Here is an 18,571-nt window from a genome sequence, read left to right as displayed (position 1 = left end):
TCAGCGAGTCGCTTCACGCCCCGTCCGCTTGGGGGTCAGGTTACCGTGTTCGTCGATCTCGCCGTTGACGATTCTGGTACTGGAGATGATGTCGCCATCCTCGGCGAGGACGTGGTCGACGACCTCGATTTCGAGTGGCTCGTGGCCGCGTTCCTCGCGGATTTCGTTGACCCGCTCTGCGCCGTCGATGGTCTCGGGTGAGACGACCAGATAGTCGAACTGGGGCTCGGTCGCGATACCCGTCGGCTCGGTGAGTTCGCGGACCTCGAACTCCTTGCCCGTCCCGTCTGCGAGGGCGGCGAGGTCTGCTTCCAGGTCGCGCTTTCGCTCGTCGAACGACCGGACGTACCGGTCGACGTTCCGTGTCTTGGGGGCGAGGGTATCACTCGTCAGGCCGACGGTCACGTCTCCGAGTTCGAACGCTCGTTCGAACAGCGCACGGTGGCCGTCGTGCACGGGGTCGAACGTCCCGCCCAGCGCAACCTTCATGGACGGAGCAATGCCTGCCCTCGCAATAAAAGAGTCGGAAACCGCAGTTCACTTGGTCGTCGTGGAGCCGTCGTCACCGGTTTCCGGGTCGTCGGCGTCCGCGTCGGCCGCCCCGGAATCCTCGTCGCCGTCGTCGACTTCTTCGACGGTGATGGTGACGGGTTCGCTGGTCTCCCCGTCGTCACCCGCCTCGCGGTCGAGCATCTTGTCGAGGTTGAAGACCGTGTTGAGCTCGTTCTGGACCTGTCCGACGATGCCACTGACGAGTTCGCTCGGCGGGATGGCCGTGTACTCGTAGGGGTTGTTCCCCGCACCCTTGCTCTCGCGTTTCTCGCGGTGGACGACCTCCTCCTCGTGGAGGGCGGCGAGTGCCTCGCGGACCGTGCTCGGGTAGAGCCCGGTGCCCTGTGCGATCTCCTCGCTGGTGCTCCCGGGGCGCTTCTGGAGGAAGACGTAGATCTTCGCGCGCGTCTCGGTGTCGAGCACCCACGAGAGCAGGTCGACGAGGCCCTGGTCGAACCCTTCGACGGCGCGGTCGCGACCCTCCTCGATTCGCTCGCGGGGCGTTCGCTCGTCTCCCGGTTCTCCGTCGGTGTCTGTCCCCTCGTCGTCGGGTTGGGTGGTATCGTCCGCAGACATGTCCTCTCAAGAAGGACAAAAGGAACCTGGCAGTAAAAACCCATTGCTCGGGCGGTCGGCACGACAACGGCAGGCAGGTGAGAGTCCTCGTTCAGAGGACGAGAGACTCACAGACGGCGTCGAGTCCCTCCTCCTCGTGGAGACGCCGTTGGCGGCTCGCCCCGCTTTCGGCGTCGTAGATGTCCCGGATGCCCGAGACCCCGAGACGCTCGCACTCGCTGTCGACGACCTCGCCGAGGGAGACGGTTCCGGAGGCGTCGGGTGCGACGAACGAGGCGTCGTGGCCGTGGCGAATCGCGCGCCACTTGTTCTCGTCCAGCACCTCGCGGCGGAGGCCATCCGCGCTTCCACTCTCGCCGTCCTCGTAGCGCGCCGAGAGGTCCTCGACCAGCGCCTGGGTGTACTCGACGAACGCGAGGACGACGTCGGGGTCGGCGTTCCCGTCGGGCGCGCGGACCTCGACGGTCCCATGGGCCGAGTGCGGGCGAACGTCGTACCACAGTTCGCCCCGGTCGTTTATCGAGTCCGTGTCGATGAGGAGGTTCTCGAACCGCTGGTACGACTCGAAGTCCTCGAAGGCGGTTGGCATCCCCGTGTTGGGGAGGTTCTCGAATATCTTCGCGCGCGCCGACGAGAGCCCGGTGTCGAAGCCGTTCCAGTACGGCGAATTCGCCGACAGTGCGAGCATCACCGGCAGGTACCAGCGAAGCTCGTTCGAGACCCACACCGCCTTGTCGGCGTCGTCGACGCCGACGTGGACGTGCAGCCCTGCCGTGGTGTTCCGGTGCTGCGGGTACTGGATGCGGTCGAGCTGGGCTCGATAGCGCGGTTTCTGGGCGTGTTCGAGTTCGCGCCACTTCGCGGCCGGGTGCAGTCCCGCCGCCGCGATGCGGTAGCCGTGCTCGGCCGCGTACTCGGTCAGGGCGTCCCGGACCGCGTGCAGCTGCTCGGTCGCGTCGGCGAGCGACTCGCACTTCGGGGTCTGTGTCTCGATGACCGTCTTGAACAACTCGTGGTCGAGGCGACCGTCGAGAATCTCGGGTGGGTCGCCCTCGTAGACCAGCGCGTCGCTTCCCGAGACCGGGCGGCCACGCTCGTCGACGACGAAGAACTCCTCCTCGATTCCGAGTGTTCCCTGCTCGGCGAACACATCAGGCGACCCTCGCTCCATCGGACCGTGGTTCGCGGCCACGGCTAAAAAGCCGTTTGGAGTCGGGCGTTCCTACCGCGGTTGCGCCACGACGCCGAGATGGTCGTCGTGCAGGGGGTCGAGGCGCTCGGTGGCCAGAATCTCGTATTCCTCCTCGATATCGGCCAGGACGGCGTCGAACACGTCACTGGGGTCACCGGTCACGTCCTCGCTGCGGGCCTTGATGGCGGCCACGAGCCGCCCGTCGTCGGCCAGGAACTGCCGGTTGCGACACGCGACCTCGCCCTGGCCGCGGGTCGCGACGTCCTGGATGATGGCGTCACACTCGCGCTCGACCACGTGGGCGTAGGTGTCCGGCTTCCGGGCGTCCTTGAGCAGCGGGAACAGGTTCGGCCGGTCCTCGGCGACTCCGACGAGCTGCCGGGTCGGGCGCGCCGCGAACTCGACGGCGTAGGTCGGCCCCGAGAAGTCGGCGACGTGGCTCACCGTCGTCCCGCTCGCCGCACCGAGATAGAGCACGGTGTCCCCGCCCGAGAGGCCGGTGTCGACCTCACGGGCGAACAGCGCGCCGAGCTTCGAGCGCCCGGGGTCCCACGCGCGCCACTCGCCGTCCGTCGGCTCGCCGTAGACAGGGGACCCTTTCGTCGCGAGTCGCTCGTCACCGGCGATGGTCCGGTGTTCCACCCCTTCAGGAAGCGTCATTCGCCGTCACCTCCGCTCTCGCCGCCGTTCCCGTCTTCGGCACGCGCCTGTATCGTCGCGATGCGCGCGTCCAGTTCCTCGTCGAGTTCGGGCTTCCGGTCGCCGGAGTAGTGGTCGACACGGGCCGCGATACTCAGCTTCCCGGCGAGCGCACGGGCGGCCGAGCCGCGGTCCTGCGGGCGCGTCCCGCGGACGTACTCGTGCGTGAAGATGACGCCGTGCTTCGGCGAGGAAGCGTGGCCGCGCAGGTGCGCGAACAGCGCATCCTCGGCCCCCAGCACCTGGACGGTCCCGCTTGGCTTCTTCGCGAGCGACTCCAGCCCGCCCGCGAGCGAGATGAGCCGCGCCGCGAGCACCGGCCCGGCCATCGCCGCGAGGTTCGGGGCTATCTCCGGCGCGCGCGTCTCGACGTATTCCTCCAGCTCGTCGGCCTCGTCGGCGAGGTCGGCGACGCGCCCGGCGAGGGAGACGACCTGTACCTCGTCGGGGTGGTCTGGTTCCCGGTCGGCCAGGTCACGAGCATATGGGATGCCCGCGCGGTCGTCGTCGAACAGCGCGTTCGCCCACTCGCTGACGCGCTCTGCCAGTTCGTTGGCCGTCCGGAGACAGTCGTCCATCGCGCGAACCGCGTGGACGAGTTGCTGGTCGCCGGCGCGTTCGCGTTCGGTCGCGGCGGCGCGCGCAGCGGCGACCGTCGCCTCGTGAAGTACCGCGTAGTACTCGTCCTCGTCCTCCGCGAACCCGGAATCGACGGCCATCGCTGGCCAGTCGGCCGGCTCCGGTGCCGACCCCGTCCGGATCGCCGTGACGGCGGCGGCTGTGTCGTCGCGGTCGAGGGTAGCGAACCAGCCCGACCCCGTAGCGTCCTCGCTCATGTCCCGGCGTATACGCCCGGTCTGTAAATGCGTCCCGATACCGCGGGTCGGTTGGGTGTGAGGGACTCGAGCCAACATGTGACGAACTCGCTACAGGTACGTCCAGATGGCACCGATGGCGACGATGGGGACCGCGACACGGAACCCGTGTTTGAGCAGTCGTCTCCACAGGTGCCGTCTGAGTCCGTCGAAGCCCTGGTCCGAGAGGACGAACGGCAGTCCATCACCCCCGCGCACGACGCGTTCGCCGTCTTCGACGCCGAGTCGTCCGAACACCGCTATCGTGTCGCCGTCTCGTACGGGGACCGAATCGAGTTCGTGGTCCTCGAGTCCTTCGGTATCGACGTTCTCGAACAGACCAACCAACTGATCGAGCGTTCGTGTCGTCTCGTCGGCGGTCATGTGGACCACGGGAGCGTTCCAGAGGCAGTGCCTGAACCGTATCCAGACGTTCTTGCCCGACTGGATCGCTGCAAGCCGGCTCGTGTCGTACTGTTCCTGGAGCCACGACGGATCCACGCGGACTCGGTCTGTCCCGGTACGGATACTGAAACGCCCGTGTTCCAGTCCACTATCTCGGGTACTCCGTGCCGCCCGGACGGTCCACGAGTCGAAATCGATCGTGTTCCCGTCTCTGGACGGCGAAGTGGTGCGCCAGAGGTAAGCCCCAACGGGACGGCCCGCCTGCCCGACGACACGCCTGGCTTCCACGCGGGCTCGTCGACGACGACCGTTCCCTCGACCGCCACCGGCTCGCCCTCGGTCGCGGTTCCGGGGTCGGCGGGCGTCCGGACGGACACTGCCCAGACAACGATAGCAGTGTCGAGGAGACGGCCGGCGCTGTTGAGCAGATGCGGGACGAAGAAGGCTGACAGGACGAGCGGGAACAGATCGATCATGGGTCGAGGTATCTGTGGTGCTGTAGGTAGTGGCTACGAACCCTGGCTGGTTTCTAGTCGTCGCTTATCGACAGCACCGACAGGAGGTTCGTGGCTGGCGAACAGAAACACCGTCAGCACTCACCATCCGAACCTATATCGAGATAATATTCTCTATATCGGCCCCTTCAGTCACCCCGGAAGGCTTATTATTTTGCGGTCAACGGTATCAAATAGCACAGTCGCGGGGAACCGCGCAACAAACCATGAACAGCACGAACAGCGATTCCGAACCGAGCCCGCCCGACATCAACAACCGCTACAGAGCACGTGACACCGGCGACGGACACGTAGAGATCTACGACTCGAAGAAAGAGGACGCGTGGATCCGCTCCGACTACACACTCGATCTCGCGCGACCCAACTGAGGCGGGCCGCTTTCTACCAGACCTTCGGCAACACGACGTAGCGAAGCGTGTACGCCGGGCGTTCCTGGACGACGACCAGCGGTTCGGCCGGCCCGGTCTGGACCGTCAGCTCGCCCGAGACCGCGTCGAACAGCGCCGCGAACGCTTCCCCGTACTCGTTCTCCACGTCCGGTCCCTCGACCGTCGCGTCGAGCGTCCCCGTCGCCCGCGTGTACTGCCTGTTGCGCAGGACGACCCTGAGCTGGCCGTCCTCGACGACGAACGGATACGTCGACAGGTTCGGGTCGAGATCGATTCCGTTGGCGATTCGCCTGACCGTCTCGGCTGTCGTCTCGACGACCGTCGGGGCGAGCGACCCGTCTTCCAGGCGGAAGCGCTCCTCGTCGGTGAAGCGGTCCGGAAGCTCCATGGTTATCTGCTCGAACAGTTCGGGGTCGCGGTAACAGTCGATGCGGGCCGTGATGTCCGGGGTCGATACGCGCAGGTCCGAGGCGATACCCGAGTCCGGGTCGCCGATGAACTCGACGGTCAGTTCCTCGCTCGGGGCCGTGGCGACCCAGGCGAACCACCGCAGGGTCTCCTGGATGTCGAAGATGGCGGTGACCGGCTGGCCGCAGTCGATGGTGACGTCCGAGAGCACGTCCGTCGAGACCGTCCCGTACGTCGCCAGCGAGGACCCGATACTGCCTGCGGGCGTCTCGATACGGTCCTCGTGGATCTGGACGAACATCTCGTCGTAGTACGATTCGGCGTCCTGGTTCGGCTGCACGCCCGCCATCGCGACCATCCGACGGAGTACCTCGTGTGGGGCCTGCAGCCGCGCCAGCGTCCGCTGCTCCATGTTCGTCGACCACGCACCCCCACTACAAAAGGTCTGCCAGGGGGCGGCTACTCCATCTTCTCGAACGGCTGGTCGCAGGCGTTGCAGTAGTGCATCGACCGGCAGAGCGACGGGCCCTTCGGATGGTCACGGACGGTGTTCTCCGAGCCACAGTACGGGCACTCGGCACCCTCGCTCTCGCCGCTGGTCGTGACGGATGGGTCGGGTCGTCTCATATGCTCAGTCCGAACTCACGGAGGTCTTCTTTGCCCTGTTCGGTCACCATCTCCAGGTTCCACTCGGGCGACCAGACGAGCCGGAGGTCGACGTCGGAGACGCCCTCCACGCCTGCCACGGCCTCACGCATCTGGTCCTGCAGCATCGTCCGGGCGGGACAGCCGGAGTACGTCAGGGTCATGTCGACGGTGACCTCGCCAGTGTCTTCGTCTGCCACAACGCCGTAGATGAGTCCGAGGTCCACGATGGAGATGGGCATCTCTGGGTCCTCGATCTCGTACAGTACGTCCCAGACGGCGCGTTCGAGGCCCTCGCTGCCCTCGCGGGTCGCGGGTACCTCGTCGCTGGCTTCGCCCTGGACGTACTCCGTGTACGCGCAGGCACTGCTGCCGACGGGGTCGACGCAGTCGTCGTCTTCGGGGTCGACCGAGTTCGGCACGTCGTCCGGGTCGTACACGTCACTCATCGTCTGGGTCCTTCATGATGCGGTTGGCGCTCTCGCGGCCCAACTCGCTGTAGGTGTGGGTGAAGTCGTCGTACAGGTCGAACCAGTCGTCGGTGTGGCTCTGGTCGCGGCCGACCTCGGCCGGGAGGTCGAACGCGGAGTGGTGCAGGTCGTACTGCTCGGGCAGCTCGGCGTCGTCGACGCTGAGGTCGAGCGATTCGAGGTATGGGACGACCTCGTCGAGCCACTCCTCGCGCATGGTCACGAGGGGCTCCGAGCGGATACCGAGCTCGACGATGCGGTCGTCGACCTCCTCGTCGGTCGGGGAGAACAGCGTCAGCGCGTACGGGAACAGGCGGTCGAGGGCGTCCTGCACGCGGGCACGGCTGTCGTCCTCCTCGCAGAGCCGTTCGAGCCAGTTCTGGGCGTGCTCGCGGTGGTAGTCCTCCTCGCCGAGGATCTTACCGACGCGGTCGCGGATGCGCGGGTACGAGGAGTCCGCAAGCGCCTGCAGGCGGATGTCCTCGGCCACGTCGTAGAGGTACGAGCGGACGATGGCGTCGGCCCAGTCACCCTCGGCGAACTCGAGTTCGCAGAGGCTGGAGTGCCGCCACTCGTCGGCTGGCCGCTCCCAGATGAGGTCGGACTCGGTCGCGCCCCAGTCCTGGAGCAGGTCGTACCAGAGACGGGCGTGCCCGTACTCGTCCTGGGCGATGTTCGCCAGGGCGAGGTCGGACTCGAGCGTCGGGGCACGGACCTGCCACTCGGTGTAGCGCTCGGCGATGACGAACTCGTCGTCGGCCAGCCGATAGAGCTGGTGTTCGATCGCCTCGCGTTCCTCGTCGGACAGTTCCTGCGGTTCGGGGAGTGTCTCTGCTGCTGCCATCAGTTACCACCTGCCTTCTCGACCTGTGCGCGGCGTTCGCGCTCGGCCGTCTCCTGTTCGCTCGTGGACTCTTCGACCTCCGAGGCGGCGGCCTCGAAGTTGTACGTCATGGCCCAGCGGTAGGCCTTGTCGGTCGTGCCGCCGAACTTCGCGTCCTCGGTGTCGACCTCGCCGATCTCCTTCTGGGGGACGACCCAGAGGCTGTTCGTCGGCTTGCGTCGTGCGTGCTGTACCTCGGCGAACATGAGCGCCATCTCGCGGTCCGGCGCGTGCACGTTGCCACAGTGGGTGTGGTACCCACCCGATTTCTCCTGTCGGAAGACTTCCCAGATCATGGTTCTTAGTCGGCCGCCTGCGGTTGCGAGCCACCGTAGACGCGGCTCTCGTGCTTGTCCATCGATTCACGGACCCATTCGACGGCCTCCTGGGCCTTCTGGCGGCCGTTGATCTGCTCGTGGCTGCCGTCGTAGTCGTTCTTCGCGATGGTGAAGAACTCGTCCCAGTCGAGGTCCTCCTCGACGACCTCGTAGCTGCCGTCGTCGAGCTTGTTGATGCGCGGCTCGTCCGGAATCTCGAGGCCGTACTTCTCGGCCTTCGGGATGTACGCGTTGAGGAACGCGGTCCGGAGCTCGTCGTTGGACATCTGCTTCAGGCCGACCTCGCTCGCGAACCCGTGGTGGGTCGACTTGTCGTTGGTGGGGCCGAAGAACTGGATGATGCGGGGCCACCACAGCTCGAAGGCCTCCTGGGTCAGCTCCTGTTCCTTCTTCGAGCCGGTCATCAGCTCGTAGAGGATGGCCTCACCGTGCTTGACGTGGAAGCCCTCCTCGAAGCAGACCTTGTCCATCGCGTGGGCGTAGGGCTCCCACGAGGTGGACTTCAGGGTTGCCTGGCGGCGCATGGCGGCACCGTCGACGAAGAACGCGATCATCGGCGTCTCGACCCACGACTCCATCGGGTAGTGGAAGCAGTTCAGGAACTTCCCCTTGCCCTCTGCGAGTTCGTCGAGCATCTCGTCGCGCGTCTTGATGCCGAGGGACTCGGCAGCGCGGTAGAGCAGCTGGCCGTGACCGATCTCGTCTTGCACCTTCGCGCTGCAGGCGAGCTTGCGGTCCAGGCTCGGTGCCTGGCGGATGAACGGGCGCTCCAGGTAGGCACCCATGATCTCCGAGTTCGCGTGGAACTGGATCATCCGTGTGGCAGCTTTCCGATACTCCTCTGGCATGTCGTCCTTGGGGCTGAACTCCCGGGGTCCGGCCCGTGCTTTGACCTCCTCGATGTCCATGGTCGTTCATCCAGAATTAACGACCCCAGTAACAAACCGGTTCACCCGCCCATACACGGGACTTAAGTATTGGTGGGCCCATCTGATACGTGTGATAGACGAGTGTCTCGTCGTCGAGTTCAGGGTCACCGGCGACGACTGTCCCCTGGCTGACGCCACCCGTGAGACCGGGTGCGTCGTCGACGCGCGGCCCCCACAGCGCCGCAGCGACGGGAACGCCCTGTTGCGGTTCTCGGCGGGTGACGACCCAGCCCTCGCCGAGGCGCTCGATGCAGACGATCGAATCCGCTACCTGCACGCCTCGCACACCGAGGACCGGGTGAACCTGCGGTGTCTCTCGAAACACCCGTGCGTGGTCCACACACTCTGTGACGCCGGGTTCATGGCCGAATCGCTGCGATACCGGGACGGGGTCGAGACCTACACCGGTGCCGTCGTCGGGTACGACGTCCTCGAAGGGGTGCTGGAAGCCGCCGGTGAGACCGTCGGTGTCACCCTCGAACGCATCTACCCGCTCGGGAGCGAGGACGACGAGGTGGTCGCCCGGCGCTGGGGGTTCACCCCCGCACAGGAGGAGGCGCTCCGGGCCGCCAACGAGATGGGCTATTTCGAGGTCCCTCGCGATGTGACCGCCAGCGAGGTCGCCGACGCGATCGGTATCAGCAAGTCCGCGTTCCTCGAACGCCTGCGCCGGGGACAGTCGGCGCTGTTCGCGCAGGTGTTCGAGTAACTCACTGCCCCGGCCGGAGCCAGTCGGCAGTCGCGCGTTGCGCGATTCGCACCAGTATACCCAGTCCCGCGGCAACTGCACAGATGACCGAGGCGTACAGGATGAGGGTCGAGAGCCCACTCACGTACAGCGCGGTCCACTGCTCGGCGAACGTCCTGACGATCGGAACCCCGTCGAGTCCCGGGTCTCGAATCGCCATGGCGAGTCCCATCGTGACGAGGACGTTCCCCACCAGAATTGCCACCGGGAACACGAACACCCACTGGACCGAGTTACGGAGGAACTGGCCGATTGACGCCTCGGGTGCGACGATCGCATCGAGCCGGTAGGTCATCCGGAACGAGACGACCAGTCCGTACACCCAGGGGACGAGGGCGAGGCGGTCGACGGTGAACTCACCAGCGACCACGGCAGTCCAGAAGAGCACCACGTAGGCCGTCGAGTGGAATCCGACCACAAGCAGCTGGCGGGCGACGTCACTCGTGTCGATGTGGTCCCACCAGCGAACCATCCCACTCAGCCCGTCTTGTACACGCCTCTCGCGTCAGCGATCAGCGTGTCGTCGTCCGCGGCGTACACGTCCACGTCGACGGTCCCGACGTTCTTGCCGCACCGGACCACGTCGGCCTCGGCGTAGAGGTCGCCCGTCCCGGCCGCGAGGTAGTCGATACGCATGTCGATGGTCGGGACCGGCTGGTCGACCAGCGAGACCAGTGCGGCACCGCCGACGGTGTCCGCGAGTGTGAACGTCACGCCGCCGTGGGCCATCAGCTGGTCGGCGTTCCACGACAGGTCCTCGCGCATCTCCAGGCGTCCCTCCGCGTGTCCGTCCTCGGCCTCGGTCACATCGACGCCGAGCAGGTCGGCGAACGGCATCGTCTCGAAGAACTCCTCGATATCCATGTCCGGGTCTGCTCGGGGCATCCCCTTAACCGTTCGTGACCCATGCAACGCGCGCCGCTGACCTTGTGCCCTCAGGGCATGGCACCGAATCCCACGATTTTGACTCTAATATATTAGAGTGTGGTTCTCGGAGGTACATACAGATTAGAATCAACGGTTACACCCTTTCCCGACATACGATTAGATGGCGATTTCACAGCGAACCGCTGTCGCCACCCCCATACTCCCCCCAACCCCCTTCCTGACGCACCAACACCCACGAGGTGTGGCTGTGTGTCCCGACCGTTCTATTCCCGCGGAGACGGCACTCTACAGCGTCGCGGCCGACCACCGAGCTGGTGGGCCGTAGACTTCACCAGTCACGGCCACAGCCCGGCTATGACCAACAATTAAGCACCCCGGGAAAGTTCAACAACTATGCGCATCGAGGACGAGGACGGCGTACGTACCATCACCTTCGACCGACCGAACGTCATGAACGCGATGAACCTGGAGGTCGCCCAGGAACTCGCGGAGGCCGTCGCCGAGGCCGACCCCGTCGAACACGACGCGGTGGTCATCACGGGCGACGACCCGGCCTTCTCCGCGGGTGGGGACATCATGGCGATGAAAGAGCGTGAGGAGGGCCCGCGCGAGGCCTACGAGCGCGTCGCGGAGACGTTCAACCGCGCGGCCGCGGAGATGCTGAACTGCGACGTCCCCATCGTCGCGAAGGTCAACGGCGACTGCGTGGGCGCGGGCCTGGCCCTCGTCGCGGCCGCGGACTTCGCGTACACGGTCCCCGACGCGACGTTCTCCTGTGCGTTCATCCGCGTCGGCCTCATTCCGGACACGGCCGCGACGTTCACCCTGCCGCGACTGGTGGGTCTGCGAACCGCGAAGCGACTGACATTCACCGGCGAGTTCTTCGACGGTGAGGAAGCAGCAGAGATGGACCTCGTGAACGAGGCCGTCCCCGAGGAGGACCTCGACGAGGCCGTCGACGAGATGGTCGGCAAGCTCTCGCGCCGGCCCACCCGGACCATCGGGATGACCAAGCAGGCGATGCACGAGAACCTCGACAACGACTGGCGGAAGGCGCTGGACTACGAGAACATGATGCAGGTGCAGGCGTACATGTCGGACGAACACGAGGAGGGCGTCGACGCGTTCCTCGAAGGCCGGGACGCGGAGTGGGACTGAGCCGGAAACCGGGTCACTCCTCTGGAATCACGTACTCGACGCCCTCGGGTTCCTCGGCCGGGATCGAGATGACGATGGTGTTCGAGATGCGGTTCGTGAGTCGAAGTTTCTGCCCCTCCATCGCCAGCCAGCCGACGAGACAGTCGATGGGCAGGAAGAACGCCTTCCCGAACGCCTGGACCGCGGCCGCGAGGAAGTCCGGGTGGTTCCCACGCCGGTCGGTCACCCTGAGGTTCAACACCGTCTTCCCGGCGGACTGCCCCCAGATGCCCTCCGAGAGCGTCCAGTAGACGAACAGGGCCAAGCCGTTGGTACCGGCGAACATGCCGAAGCTGCCGATGGTTCCGAACTCGACGGAGAGGAGCGACGGGAAGCCGACGAGGAACTCGTCGAACACGCTCAAGACGACGCTCACGAGGACCACGTCGATGAGCCACGCGCCCAGTCTCGTCTCCCACTTCGCGAGGTGCAGCGTCTTCTCGATAGTTTCAGTCATTCCTGTTGATACGATAAGTGAGATAATAAATTCGACTGGTGGGTTTCAGGCCGAGAGAAATCGCCTGATGCTCCCGTCGAACTCGCCCGGATGCTCGATGACCGACTCGTGGCCCGCCCCACGGAGCATCACCAGCGTTCCGTCGGGGAGCGCCGCAGCCGTCTCGCGGTAGTCTTCGGCGGTAAAGAACACATCCTCGTCGCCTCCGACGACCAGGGTCGGGCAGTCCATCTGGGCGAGGGAGGCAGTCCCATCGAAGTCGAGGCAGGCATCGGCGGAGACGAGGAAGTCAGCCGGATTCTCGGGGTCGAACAGCAGGTCGTACCCCGCGGAGCCGGCCTGCAGGCACCGGGCGAGCAGTCCATCCGCGACGATGGCGTACGCCTCGCGGTAGATGGGGCCCCACTGCCCACGCTCGCCCCATGCCCGCCACCGCTGGACGATGTCGCGGCCGTTCTCGCTCAACGTCGCCGCCGAGAGCCCGAGCACCGCCCGGTCGACCCGGTCGTCTGCGGCGGCGAGTGCCTGCACGAGGAAGCCGCCCATCGACAGGCCCAGAACGTCCACGGGGGTCGACTCGGCGTCGAGTTCGTCGAGGACGGCTTCGTACCCGCGAGCCATCGACGCCACCGTCGCATCCGCCGGAATGCCGTGCGGGCGACTGACCATGTAGACGGTGTGGGTATCGGCGTATCTCTGAAGATAGAGCGCCATCAGTCGCGGGAACCACCACGAGTCGCCGACCGTGTGCAGCGGGTCATTGAGCCCGGGAATCACGAGGAGTATGCGGGGACCGTCACCAGTGCTGACGGCGGGGTGGTTCGCGAGGGTTCCTGTCTCGACCGGGGGAAACACGGGTTGGCCTTGGAACCGGGTCGCGAAAAACGGTCGGACTCCGGACTCAGTGTGCGTATTCGACGACGCCCAGCCGTCGCTCCAGTCGCGGATGGTCGAACCACGCAACCCGGTCGTCACCCCACCGGACCGGATCTGCGAGCGAGAACGCGTCCTGGGCGTGGTCGAGGTCGTCCGTCTCGACGAGGACGGCACATGGAGCCGGACCGAAGTCGCCGAGCCGCCCGCCGAGGCGGTTCCCCTCGGGTTCTGCGAGTGCGACCGCCGCGCCGGGGAACCGGTGAAGGGTCGCCCCGAAGCCGTCGGCGTCGACGGTCTCGGGCTGGGCCAGTCGGAACGCCCGGTCGAAGTCCTGCGCCAGTGCCGCGGCATCCTTCGTCAGGACGACGACCTCCGAGATCCCCAGGAGCGGGCCATCAGCGAGTTCCGGGTCCGGCGTGATGCGGTACCGGCGTGGCGTCCGGTCCTCGATGAGGAATGGGAGCGTGTGCCCGAGCGTGTCCCCGAGTATCGCGGTCTCCCACTCGACATGGAGCCCATCGGGACGTCCGCGACCGTCTCGGTCCGGCCCAGCGACGCGTAACCCCGCATCCAGCGACCGGCGCAGCGACTCGCGGATGTCGTCGGTCTCGATACACCACGCACAGGGACCGGCGTCGCCCGCGATGAACTCGGGCCAGCGGCTCGGCGTCGCCTCGCCGGTGTTCGTGATGAGTTCGAGATAGCTCCCGTCGGGGAAGCCGACGATACTCATGTCGGTCGTGCCATCGGCGTGTTCGCCGCCGTACGTGGTCGGGAGGCCGACGGCTCGACAGGCAGCTTCACCCTCGTCGCGGTCGGTCCACGCGGTCGCGACGTGGTCGATTCGCATGTCCATGGGCTATGCGAGTGCCCCAGCGAGAAAAGCGATTGGTGCGGTTAGGAGGCAGCGACTCAGTTCAGGTCGAGGAACTCCTCCGCGTTCTCCCAGAGGATTTTGCGCTGGACCTCCTCGGGGAAGTCGAGTTCGGCGAACTGGTGAAGCCACTTCTGGGGGTCGAGCATCGGGTAGTCGGTCCCGAACATGACCTTGTCCTTGAGCAGGGTCTTCGCGTAGTGCAGCACCTGGTCGTCGATGTACGCCGGCATCCAGCCCGAGAGGTCCATGTACACGTTGCCCTTCTGCTGGCAGATGGCGAGTTGCTCCTTCTCCCACGGGAACGCGGGGTGGGCGATGAGAATCTGGAGGTCGGGGTGCTCGGCCGCCACGTCGTCGATGAGCATCGGGTCGCCGTACTTGATCTTCAGGCCGCGCCCACCGGGGGCGCAGGCACCCAACGTGGAGTTCCCGCCGTGGAAGACGACGGGGACGCCGAGGTCCTCGATGGTGTCCCAGAGTTCGTCGTGCTCGGGGTCGCTCGGGTCGAAGCCCTGTGCGATCTGCTGGAACTTGAAGCCGACGAGGTCCAGGTCCTCCACACAGCGCCGGGCCTCCTCGACGCAGTCGTCCTTCAGCGGGTCGACGCTACCGAAGCCGACGAAGAAGTCGTCGTACTCGTCGCGGACCTCCGCGACGTACTCGTTCGGGACCGGCGGGTTCCCGGTGTTGGTCTCGGCGTCCCAGCCCAGCAGGACGGCCTTGCCGATGCCGACCTCGTGGTACGCCTCGATCATCTCCTCGTAGGAGTTCGGTACCATCTCCTTGCCGAAGCGCTTCGCGGCGTCCTGCATCATCTCGCCCCCGGCGGTGAAGAGGAACTCCTCTGTCGGCTGGTGGGCGTGCGTGTCGATGATTCGCGGGTCGTCGGTGTCGACGACGCTCGGGAGACTCATGGCAAAACCTGCGACCGGGAGCGTGAAAAACGTCCCTGTTGTGCCCCCGGTGCTCGCGCGGGCTGGCTCGCCCCAGCAGCGTGAGTTATCGGAAAACCCTGCAAACGCCCCTATTGGCGTCTGGTGCGTATCTCTGGCGGAGAATACTATGGCTCTCACTACTGCAGCTGCACCGGAGCCGGCGTCGGAGACGAGCGAGGACCGCCGGCTCCGACTCGCGTTCGGCATCATCGTCGTCGGTCTCGGCGTGTTCGTGGCGACGATGCCGACGCTCGCGGGCGGACTCATCCGCCTCTGGCTCGGCGTGGTGCTCGTCGCCGCCGGCATCGCCCTGGTCGCCGACGCGAAGGTCGCGGACTCGCTCCGTACCGGGCTCACCACGCTCGGTGAGGCAATCGGCTACATGCTCGTGGGCATCGCGCTCTTGCTGGTGCCCCTCGGCCAGACTCGGCTCGCGACCATGTTCGCCATCCTGTACGCGGCGACCGGGCTCCTCCGCGTCGCGGGTGCAGTGTCGAAACCGGCGGCGGCCCGTCGCGAGTCCCTGCTGACCGGGTTCCTGTTACTGTTCGTCGCGACGCTGCTGGTCGTCGAGTGGCCGAGTGGAGCGGTCTGGGCGCTCGGGTTGCTGTACGGGGCCGGTATCACGGTCGTCGGCCTGTCGATGGTCGTCTCCGCACTGCGCGAGACGCCGACCCGGGAACCGGGCGAGATACCGAGTGAGAAGCACGCATGACGGGCGAAGAACCGACCGGGACCCGCCGTGAGCGCATCGAACACTGGACACCACTCGCGGTCGTCTGCTCGGCGATGATAATCACGGTCATCGACACGACGATGATGACCGTCGCCATCTCGGCCATCGTCGCCGACCTCGACACCAGCGTCACGGCGGTCCAGGGAGCCATCTCGCTGTACGCGCTCGTCATGGCCGCGTTCATGATGCTCGGCGCGAAGCTGGGGAACGTCTACGGCGTCCGCCGGATGTTCCGAATCGGACTGGTCATCTACGGCGTGGGCACGGTTCTCGCTGCAGTGAGCTGGAACATCTACGCCCTCCTGTTCGGGTGGTCAGTGCTGGAGGGGTTGGGCGCAGCCATCCTGCTCCCGCTCGCGTACGCGATGTTGCCCATCCTCTACACCGACCCGAAAGAGCGCGCCCTCGCGTTCGGCGTTCTCACGGGGGTGCTGGCCGGGGCAGCCGCGGTTGGCCCGATTCTCGGGGGCACGCTCACGACCTACTTCACCTGGCGGCTCGGGTTCGCGCTGGAGGCCGTTATCGCCGTGCCGACGTTCTTCTTCGCGGCGCGACTCGCCGAGTACCGGCCCGAGGAAGGGGCAGAAATCGACGTCGTCGGGACTGCACTGTCGGTCCTCGGTCTCGGCACGCTCGTCGTCGGCGTCCTCTTCAGCGGCCGCTACGGCTGGTGGGCCGCGCTTCGCCCGGTCTCGGTCGCTGGCGTGGAACTGGGCCTGCTCGGACTCTCGCCGACCCCGATACTCGTCGCGGCGGGACTCTCGCTGCTGGTCGGGTTCCTCCACTGGCAGCGCGCCCGCGAGCGGCGCGGTGAGACTCCACTCGTCAAGACGAGCATCTTCGAGAACGGGGGATACCTCGCCGGACTCTCGACGTACTTCGTCTCGTGGATCGCCCTCGGCGGCATCCTGTTCGTCCTCCCGGTGTTCCTCCAGGGGGCCCTCGGGTACACCGCCTTCGACACGGGGGTCGCGCTCCTCCCGTTCTCGCTCGCCGTGTTCGTCGTGTCCATCGGCACGGCGAAGTTCACCCAGTCCGTCGGCGGGAAGCGGTTGATTCAACTCGGCGTGGGGGTCCTCGCGCTTGGCCTGGCCGCGCTGTTCGTGGTGACCAGCATGGCGATGACCACCGTGGAACTGGTCGTCCCGTTGCTCCTGGTCGGTGTGGGTATCGGGCTGGTGCTCGCCAACATCGTCAATCTCACCCTCTCGACGGTCGAGGCCGAGGAGACGATGGAGGCCTCGGGCGTCAGCATGGCGGTGAACTGGCTGGGGACCTCGGTCGGCACGGCCGTCGTCGGGTCGTTCCTCCTCACCGCGACGTATGGCAGCGTCGTCGAACAGATTCTCTCCAGCGCCGGGCTCGGCGTCGGGACGGCCCGTCGCCGAGAATTCGTGGTCCTGCTGCAGGATGCGACCGAGTTCCTGACCGAGGCAGAGCGACAGGCCCTCCTCGCACAACTCCCGATCGAGGTGCAGCAGGCACTGGACGGTATCGTCGAGCAGGCCATGGTACAGGGGTTCCGGAACACCGTCCTGCTCGTCGGCGTGTTCGTCATCCTGCTCGGGCTGACCTCCACGTTCCTGCCCACCGGAAAATCGCAGGTGCAACCGGCCGAGCCTACGCCTCCGGACGTCGTCCCGGACCGGGCTGACGACTGACCGGGGGTGTCTCTTCTGCGAGCGTCCGGGGTTCCTCCGGTTCGAGGACGGTCCGCGGGGGAACCGCTCGCTCGGGGTGTTTCCACCGGACGAGGAACCGCTGGAGCGGCGTGAGTTCGCTCGGGGCTTCCTTCTCGATGACGTCGTAGTCGACGACGATTCGATTCTCGTCCGCGGTGATGCGGAAGTAGTTCAGGCAGTACGACGGCCGGTACACCGGTGGCAGAACGCCGAACCGGGTCGAGATGCGCGTGAACTGCTTCAGCCATGTCCCCGTGTTGATGACGGCCCGATTCCCCAGCCGCTTCAACGACGGCCGGTGGGTGTGCCCGTAGATGAACGCCACGACGTCGGGGTTCGACGCGAACACGTCGAGAGCCGCGTCGCGGTAGTGCTCGTCTTCCTCCCTGGCCGCTCGCTCGGTGCTGAGGAGGCCGAACCGCCGGAGCGTCTGCTTGACGTCACGTCCCAGGAAGAACGCCGGGATGGCGAGCGCGATGAGCAGGCCCATGACGACGAGGTTGATGAGGACGACGACGTAGAACACGTCGCCGACGATACCGAACTCCCGGAACACGTCGAGGTTGGTGAAGACGTTCGTGTTCAGGATACCGACGCGCTCCAGCGTGGCACCGGCCAGCCAGAGCAGTGTGACGTTGAACAGCAACAGGAACGGCACCGAGGCGTACCGGAGGAACGGGCTCATCTCGCGGTAGTAGTAGTTCGATATCATCCAGTACGGGATGTCGGCCATCGGCGTCACCGACTGGATGTCCCGGAGCCAGTTGTACCGGCCGCGCCGGGAGAGCTGCCCCGCCTTCCCCGTGATGTGCCGGTTGACGAAGTACCCCAGCGGGTTCGCGAACGGGTTCCCGAACTGTGGGAGCCGGTTGTTCGGGTCCTCCTGCATGCCGTGTTCGATCCAGAGCTTCTTCGAGCCCACTGGCCGGACCAGGCGCAACTCGTTCTGGAGGTCGATGTTGTACTCGGCGAGGCGCTCGACGTACTCGGGGTAGCCCGCGAGTTCGGCGTCGTGGTTGCCCGGGATGAGCGTGATAGGAACGTGCTCCCCCGTCCGTCGGAACTGCTCGAAGAGGTCCCCGTGATGGGCCTCCAGCGAATCGAGCTTGGCCATCCCCTGGAGCTCGGTGAACTCCCACAGCCCGAACAGGTCCCCGTTGATGATGAGTTCGGCGTCCTCGTCTGTGGCTTCGAGTGTCTGGAGGAACTCGATGAGTTCGGGCTCGAACGCACACTCCTGCAGTTCCTCGTCGCCCCCGATGTGGAGGTCGCTGATGAAGTAATACACCTCGGCCATCGTGCGAAAGGTACGGGGCCCGT

24 protein-coding genes are annotated in these 18,571 nt (G+C 66.1%); 5 read left to right on the top strand and 19 right to left on the bottom strand.

Annotated features, from left to right (window positions below; genetic code table 11):
* The 6 genes from ACSC1S_RS08970 to ACSC1S_RS08945 form a co-directional block, all read right to left on the bottom strand.
* Window positions 1-489 carry a phosphopantetheine adenylyltransferase gene (locus tag ACSC1S_RS08970; protein WP_435318532.1) on the bottom strand — a complete coding sequence of 163 codons (489 nt, stop codon included), beginning with the start codon at window positions 487-489 and terminating at the stop codon, window positions 1-3.
* Window positions 490-537: 48 nt separating this feature from the next.
* Window positions 538-1,128: a helix-turn-helix domain-containing protein gene (locus ACSC1S_RS08965; RefSeq protein ID WP_435364012.1), complete on the bottom strand. Its 591-nt coding sequence runs from the start codon at window positions 1,126-1,128 to the stop codon at window positions 538-540.
* Window positions 1,129-1,219: 91 nt separating this feature from the next.
* Window positions 1,220-2,299: a glutamate--cysteine ligase gene (locus ACSC1S_RS08960; protein WP_435364011.1), complete on the bottom strand. Its 1,080-nt coding sequence runs from the start codon at window positions 2,297-2,299 to the stop codon at window positions 1,220-1,222.
* Window positions 2,300-2,350: 51 nt separating this feature from the next.
* Window positions 2,351-2,980, bottom strand: a complete 630-nt coding sequence (locus ACSC1S_RS08955) for a fibrillarin-like rRNA/tRNA 2'-O-methyltransferase (protein ID WP_435364010.1) — start codon at window positions 2,978-2,980, stop codon at window positions 2,351-2,353.
* Complete coding sequence (locus ACSC1S_RS08950; protein WP_435364009.1) at window positions 2,977-3,855, bottom strand: NOP5/NOP56 family protein; 879 nt, start codon at window positions 3,853-3,855, stop codon at window positions 2,977-2,979. The genes ACSC1S_RS08955 and ACSC1S_RS08950 overlap by 4 nt, the downstream gene beginning before the upstream one ends.
* 90 nt (window positions 3,856-3,945) lie before the next feature.
* A complete protein-coding gene (locus ACSC1S_RS08945; protein ID WP_435364008.1) occupies window positions 3,946-4,374 on the bottom strand; it encodes a hypothetical protein in 429 nt (142 codons plus the stop codon).
* A gap of 625 nt (window positions 4,375-4,999) precedes the next feature.
* Here ACSC1S_RS08945 and ACSC1S_RS08940 point away from each other — a divergent pair.
* Entirely contained in the window at window positions 5,000-5,161 is a 162-nt protein-coding gene (locus ACSC1S_RS08940) for a hypothetical protein (protein ID WP_261651470.1), read from the top strand.
* A 13-nt stretch (window positions 5,162-5,174) separates the two neighbouring features.
* Here the strand turns inward: ACSC1S_RS08940 and ACSC1S_RS08935 are convergent, their stop codons facing one another.
* From ACSC1S_RS08935 to paaA, 6 genes are read right to left on the bottom strand one after another with little or no spacing between them, the layout of a single operon-like run.
* On the bottom strand, window positions 5,175-6,002 hold the full coding sequence (locus ACSC1S_RS08935; protein ID WP_435364007.1) for a hypothetical protein: 828 nt from the start codon (window positions 6,000-6,002) through the stop codon (window positions 5,175-5,177).
* A gap of 47 nt (window positions 6,003-6,049) precedes the next feature.
* Window positions 6,050-6,217: a 1,2-phenylacetyl-CoA epoxidase subunit PaaE gene (gene paaE, locus ACSC1S_RS08930; RefSeq protein WP_261651468.1), complete on the bottom strand. Its 168-nt coding sequence runs from the start codon at window positions 6,215-6,217 to the stop codon at window positions 6,050-6,052.
* Complete coding sequence (gene paaD / locus ACSC1S_RS08925) at window positions 6,214-6,684, bottom strand: 1,2-phenylacetyl-CoA epoxidase subunit PaaD (RefSeq protein ID WP_435364006.1); 471 nt, start codon at window positions 6,682-6,684, stop codon at window positions 6,214-6,216. The genes paaE and paaD overlap by 4 nt, the downstream gene beginning before the upstream one ends.
* Entirely contained in the window at window positions 6,677-7,549 is an 873-nt protein-coding gene (paaC, locus tag ACSC1S_RS08920) for a 1,2-phenylacetyl-CoA epoxidase subunit PaaC (protein ID WP_435364005.1), read from the bottom strand. Before paaC ends, paaD begins: the two co-directional genes overlap by 8 nt.
* On the bottom strand, window positions 7,549-7,884 hold the full coding sequence (gene paaB / locus ACSC1S_RS08915; RefSeq protein WP_261651465.1) for a 1,2-phenylacetyl-CoA epoxidase subunit PaaB: 336 nt from the start codon (window positions 7,882-7,884) through the stop codon (window positions 7,549-7,551). The genes paaC and paaB overlap by 1 nt, the downstream gene beginning before the upstream one ends.
* A gap of 5 nt (window positions 7,885-7,889) precedes the next feature.
* Window positions 7,890-8,834: a 1,2-phenylacetyl-CoA epoxidase subunit PaaA gene (paaA, locus tag ACSC1S_RS08910; protein WP_261651464.1), complete on the bottom strand. Its 945-nt coding sequence runs from the start codon at window positions 8,832-8,834 to the stop codon at window positions 7,890-7,892.
* Between the two features lie 91 nt (window positions 8,835-8,925).
* Between paaA and ACSC1S_RS08905 the strand changes: the two genes are divergently transcribed.
* A complete protein-coding gene (locus tag ACSC1S_RS08905) occupies window positions 8,926-9,564 on the top strand; it encodes a helix-turn-helix domain-containing protein (RefSeq protein WP_435364004.1) in 639 nt (212 codons plus the stop codon).
* A gap of 1 nt (window position 9,565) precedes the next feature.
* On the opposite strand, the gene ACSC1S_RS08900 is transcribed toward ACSC1S_RS08905, so the two are convergent.
* Together ACSC1S_RS08900 and ACSC1S_RS08895 are read right to left on the bottom strand one after the other, a co-directional pair.
* Window positions 9,566-10,075 (bottom strand): hypothetical protein, encoded by a 510-nt coding sequence (locus tag ACSC1S_RS08900; protein ID WP_435364003.1) that lies wholly within the window; start codon window positions 10,073-10,075, stop codon window positions 9,566-9,568.
* Between the two features lie 5 nt (window positions 10,076-10,080).
* Window positions 10,081-10,467, bottom strand: a complete 387-nt coding sequence (locus ACSC1S_RS08895) for a PaaI family thioesterase (protein WP_267639693.1) — start codon at window positions 10,465-10,467, stop codon at window positions 10,081-10,083.
* Window positions 10,468-10,884: 417 nt separating this feature from the next.
* On the opposite strand from ACSC1S_RS08895, the gene ACSC1S_RS08890 reads away from it, so the two are divergent.
* Entirely contained in the window at window positions 10,885-11,649 is a 765-nt protein-coding gene (locus ACSC1S_RS08890) for an enoyl-CoA hydratase/isomerase family protein (RefSeq protein WP_435364002.1), read from the top strand.
* A 13-nt stretch (window positions 11,650-11,662) separates the two neighbouring features.
* On the opposite strand, the gene ACSC1S_RS08885 is transcribed toward ACSC1S_RS08890, so the two are convergent.
* From ACSC1S_RS08885 to ACSC1S_RS08870, 4 genes are read right to left on the bottom strand one after another with little or no spacing between them, the layout of a single operon-like run.
* Window positions 11,663-12,145, bottom strand: a complete 483-nt coding sequence (locus ACSC1S_RS08885) for an RDD family protein (protein WP_435364001.1) — start codon at window positions 12,143-12,145, stop codon at window positions 11,663-11,665.
* A 45-nt stretch (window positions 12,146-12,190) separates the two neighbouring features.
* A complete protein-coding gene (locus ACSC1S_RS08880) occupies window positions 12,191-13,000 on the bottom strand; it encodes an alpha/beta fold hydrolase (RefSeq protein ID WP_435364000.1) in 810 nt (269 codons plus the stop codon).
* 46 nt (window positions 13,001-13,046) lie between these two features.
* Window positions 13,047-13,877: a VOC family protein gene (locus ACSC1S_RS08875; protein ID WP_435363999.1), complete on the bottom strand. Its 831-nt coding sequence runs from the start codon at window positions 13,875-13,877 to the stop codon at window positions 13,047-13,049.
* Window positions 13,878-13,933: 56 nt separating this feature from the next.
* Window positions 13,934-14,812 (bottom strand): amidohydrolase family protein, encoded by an 879-nt coding sequence (locus ACSC1S_RS08870; RefSeq protein WP_435318519.1) that lies wholly within the window; start codon window positions 14,810-14,812, stop codon window positions 13,934-13,936.
* Window positions 14,813-14,960: 148 nt separating this feature from the next.
* Between ACSC1S_RS08870 and ACSC1S_RS08865 the strand changes: the two genes are divergently transcribed.
* Complete coding sequence (locus ACSC1S_RS08865) at window positions 14,961-15,548, top strand: HdeD family acid-resistance protein (RefSeq protein WP_435363998.1); 588 nt, start codon at window positions 14,961-14,963, stop codon at window positions 15,546-15,548.
* Entirely contained in the window at window positions 15,545-17,230 is a 1,686-nt protein-coding gene (locus ACSC1S_RS08860) for an MFS transporter (RefSeq protein WP_435363997.1), read from the top strand. The genes ACSC1S_RS08865 and ACSC1S_RS08860 overlap by 4 nt, the downstream gene beginning before the upstream one ends.
* On the opposite strand, the gene ACSC1S_RS08855 is transcribed toward ACSC1S_RS08860, so the two are convergent.
* Window positions 17,190-18,548: a metallophosphoesterase gene (locus ACSC1S_RS08855; protein ID WP_435363996.1), complete on the bottom strand. Its 1,359-nt coding sequence runs from the start codon at window positions 18,546-18,548 to the stop codon at window positions 17,190-17,192. The two genes, ACSC1S_RS08860 and ACSC1S_RS08855, sit on opposite strands and share 41 nt — an antisense overlap.
* Window positions 18,549-18,571 lie beyond the last annotated feature (23 nt).

Origin of the sequence: Haloarchaeobius pelagicus (genome assembly GCF_051207375.1) — an archaeon.
GTDB lineage: Archaea > Halobacteriota > Halobacteria > Halobacteriales > Natrialbaceae > Haloarchaeobius.
Note: the sequence above shows the minus strand (reverse complement) of the source record. Positions and strands in the feature narration are given on the sequence as shown.

Bases quoted from the DNA above. Each gene is read 5' to 3' on its own strand.
- paaA (WP_261651464.1), bottom strand. From the start codon at position 8,834: ATGGACATCGAGGAGGTCAAAGCACGGGCCGGACCCCGGGAGTTCAGC.
- ACSC1S_RS08955 (WP_435364010.1), bottom strand. From the start codon at position 2,980: ATGACGCTTCCTGAAGGGGTGGAACACCGGACCATCGCCGGTGACGAG.
- ACSC1S_RS08960 (WP_435364011.1), bottom strand. From the start codon at position 2,299: ATGGAGCGAGGGTCGCCTGATGTGTTCGCCGAGCAGGGAACACTCGGA.
- ACSC1S_RS08875 (WP_435363999.1), bottom strand. From the start codon at position 13,877: ATGGACATGCGAATCGACCACGTCGCGACCGCGTGGACCGACCGCGAC.
- ACSC1S_RS08965 (WP_435364012.1), bottom strand. From the start codon at position 1,128: ATGTCTGCGGACGATACCACCCAACCCGACGACGAGGGGACAGACACC.
- ACSC1S_RS08870 (WP_435318519.1), bottom strand. From the start codon at position 14,812: ATGAGTCTCCCGAGCGTCGTCGACACCGACGACCCGCGAATCATCGAC.
- ACSC1S_RS08865 (WP_435363998.1), top strand. From the start codon at position 14,961: ATGGCTCTCACTACTGCAGCTGCACCGGAGCCGGCGTCGGAGACGAGC.
- paaB (WP_261651465.1), bottom strand. From the start codon at position 7,884: ATGATCTGGGAAGTCTTCCGACAGGAGAAATCGGGTGGGTACCACACC.
- paaC (WP_435364005.1), bottom strand. From the start codon at position 7,549: ATGGCAGCAGCAGAGACACTCCCCGAACCGCAGGAACTGTCCGACGAG.
- ACSC1S_RS08885 (WP_435364001.1), bottom strand. From the start codon at position 12,145: ATGACTGAAACTATCGAGAAGACGCTGCACCTCGCGAAGTGGGAGACG.
- paaE (WP_261651468.1), bottom strand. From the start codon at position 6,217: ATGAGACGACCCGACCCATCCGTCACGACCAGCGGCGAGAGCGAGGGT.
- ACSC1S_RS08860 (WP_435363997.1), top strand. From the start codon at position 15,545: ATGACGGGCGAAGAACCGACCGGGACCCGCCGTGAGCGCATCGAACAC.
- paaD (WP_435364006.1), bottom strand. From the start codon at position 6,684: ATGAGTGACGTGTACGACCCGGACGACGTGCCGAACTCGGTCGACCCC.
- ACSC1S_RS08890 (WP_435364002.1), top strand. From the start codon at position 10,885: ATGCGCATCGAGGACGAGGACGGCGTACGTACCATCACCTTCGACCGA.
- ACSC1S_RS08935 (WP_435364007.1), bottom strand. From the start codon at position 6,002: ATGGAGCAGCGGACGCTGGCGCGGCTGCAGGCCCCACACGAGGTACTC.
- ACSC1S_RS08940 (WP_261651470.1), top strand. From the start codon at position 5,000: ATGAACAGCACGAACAGCGATTCCGAACCGAGCCCGCCCGACATCAAC.
- ACSC1S_RS08950 (WP_435364009.1), bottom strand. From the start codon at position 3,855: ATGAGCGAGGACGCTACGGGGTCGGGCTGGTTCGCTACCCTCGACCGC.
- ACSC1S_RS08855 (WP_435363996.1), bottom strand. From the start codon at position 18,548: ATGGCCGAGGTGTATTACTTCATCAGCGACCTCCACATCGGGGGCGAC.
- ACSC1S_RS08970 (WP_435318532.1), bottom strand. From the start codon at position 489: ATGAAGGTTGCGCTGGGCGGGACGTTCGACCCCGTGCACGACGGCCAC.
- ACSC1S_RS08895 (WP_267639693.1), bottom strand. From the start codon at position 10,467: ATGGATATCGAGGAGTTCTTCGAGACGATGCCGTTCGCCGACCTGCTC.
- ACSC1S_RS08900 (WP_435364003.1), bottom strand. From the start codon at position 10,075: ATGGTTCGCTGGTGGGACCACATCGACACGAGTGACGTCGCCCGCCAG.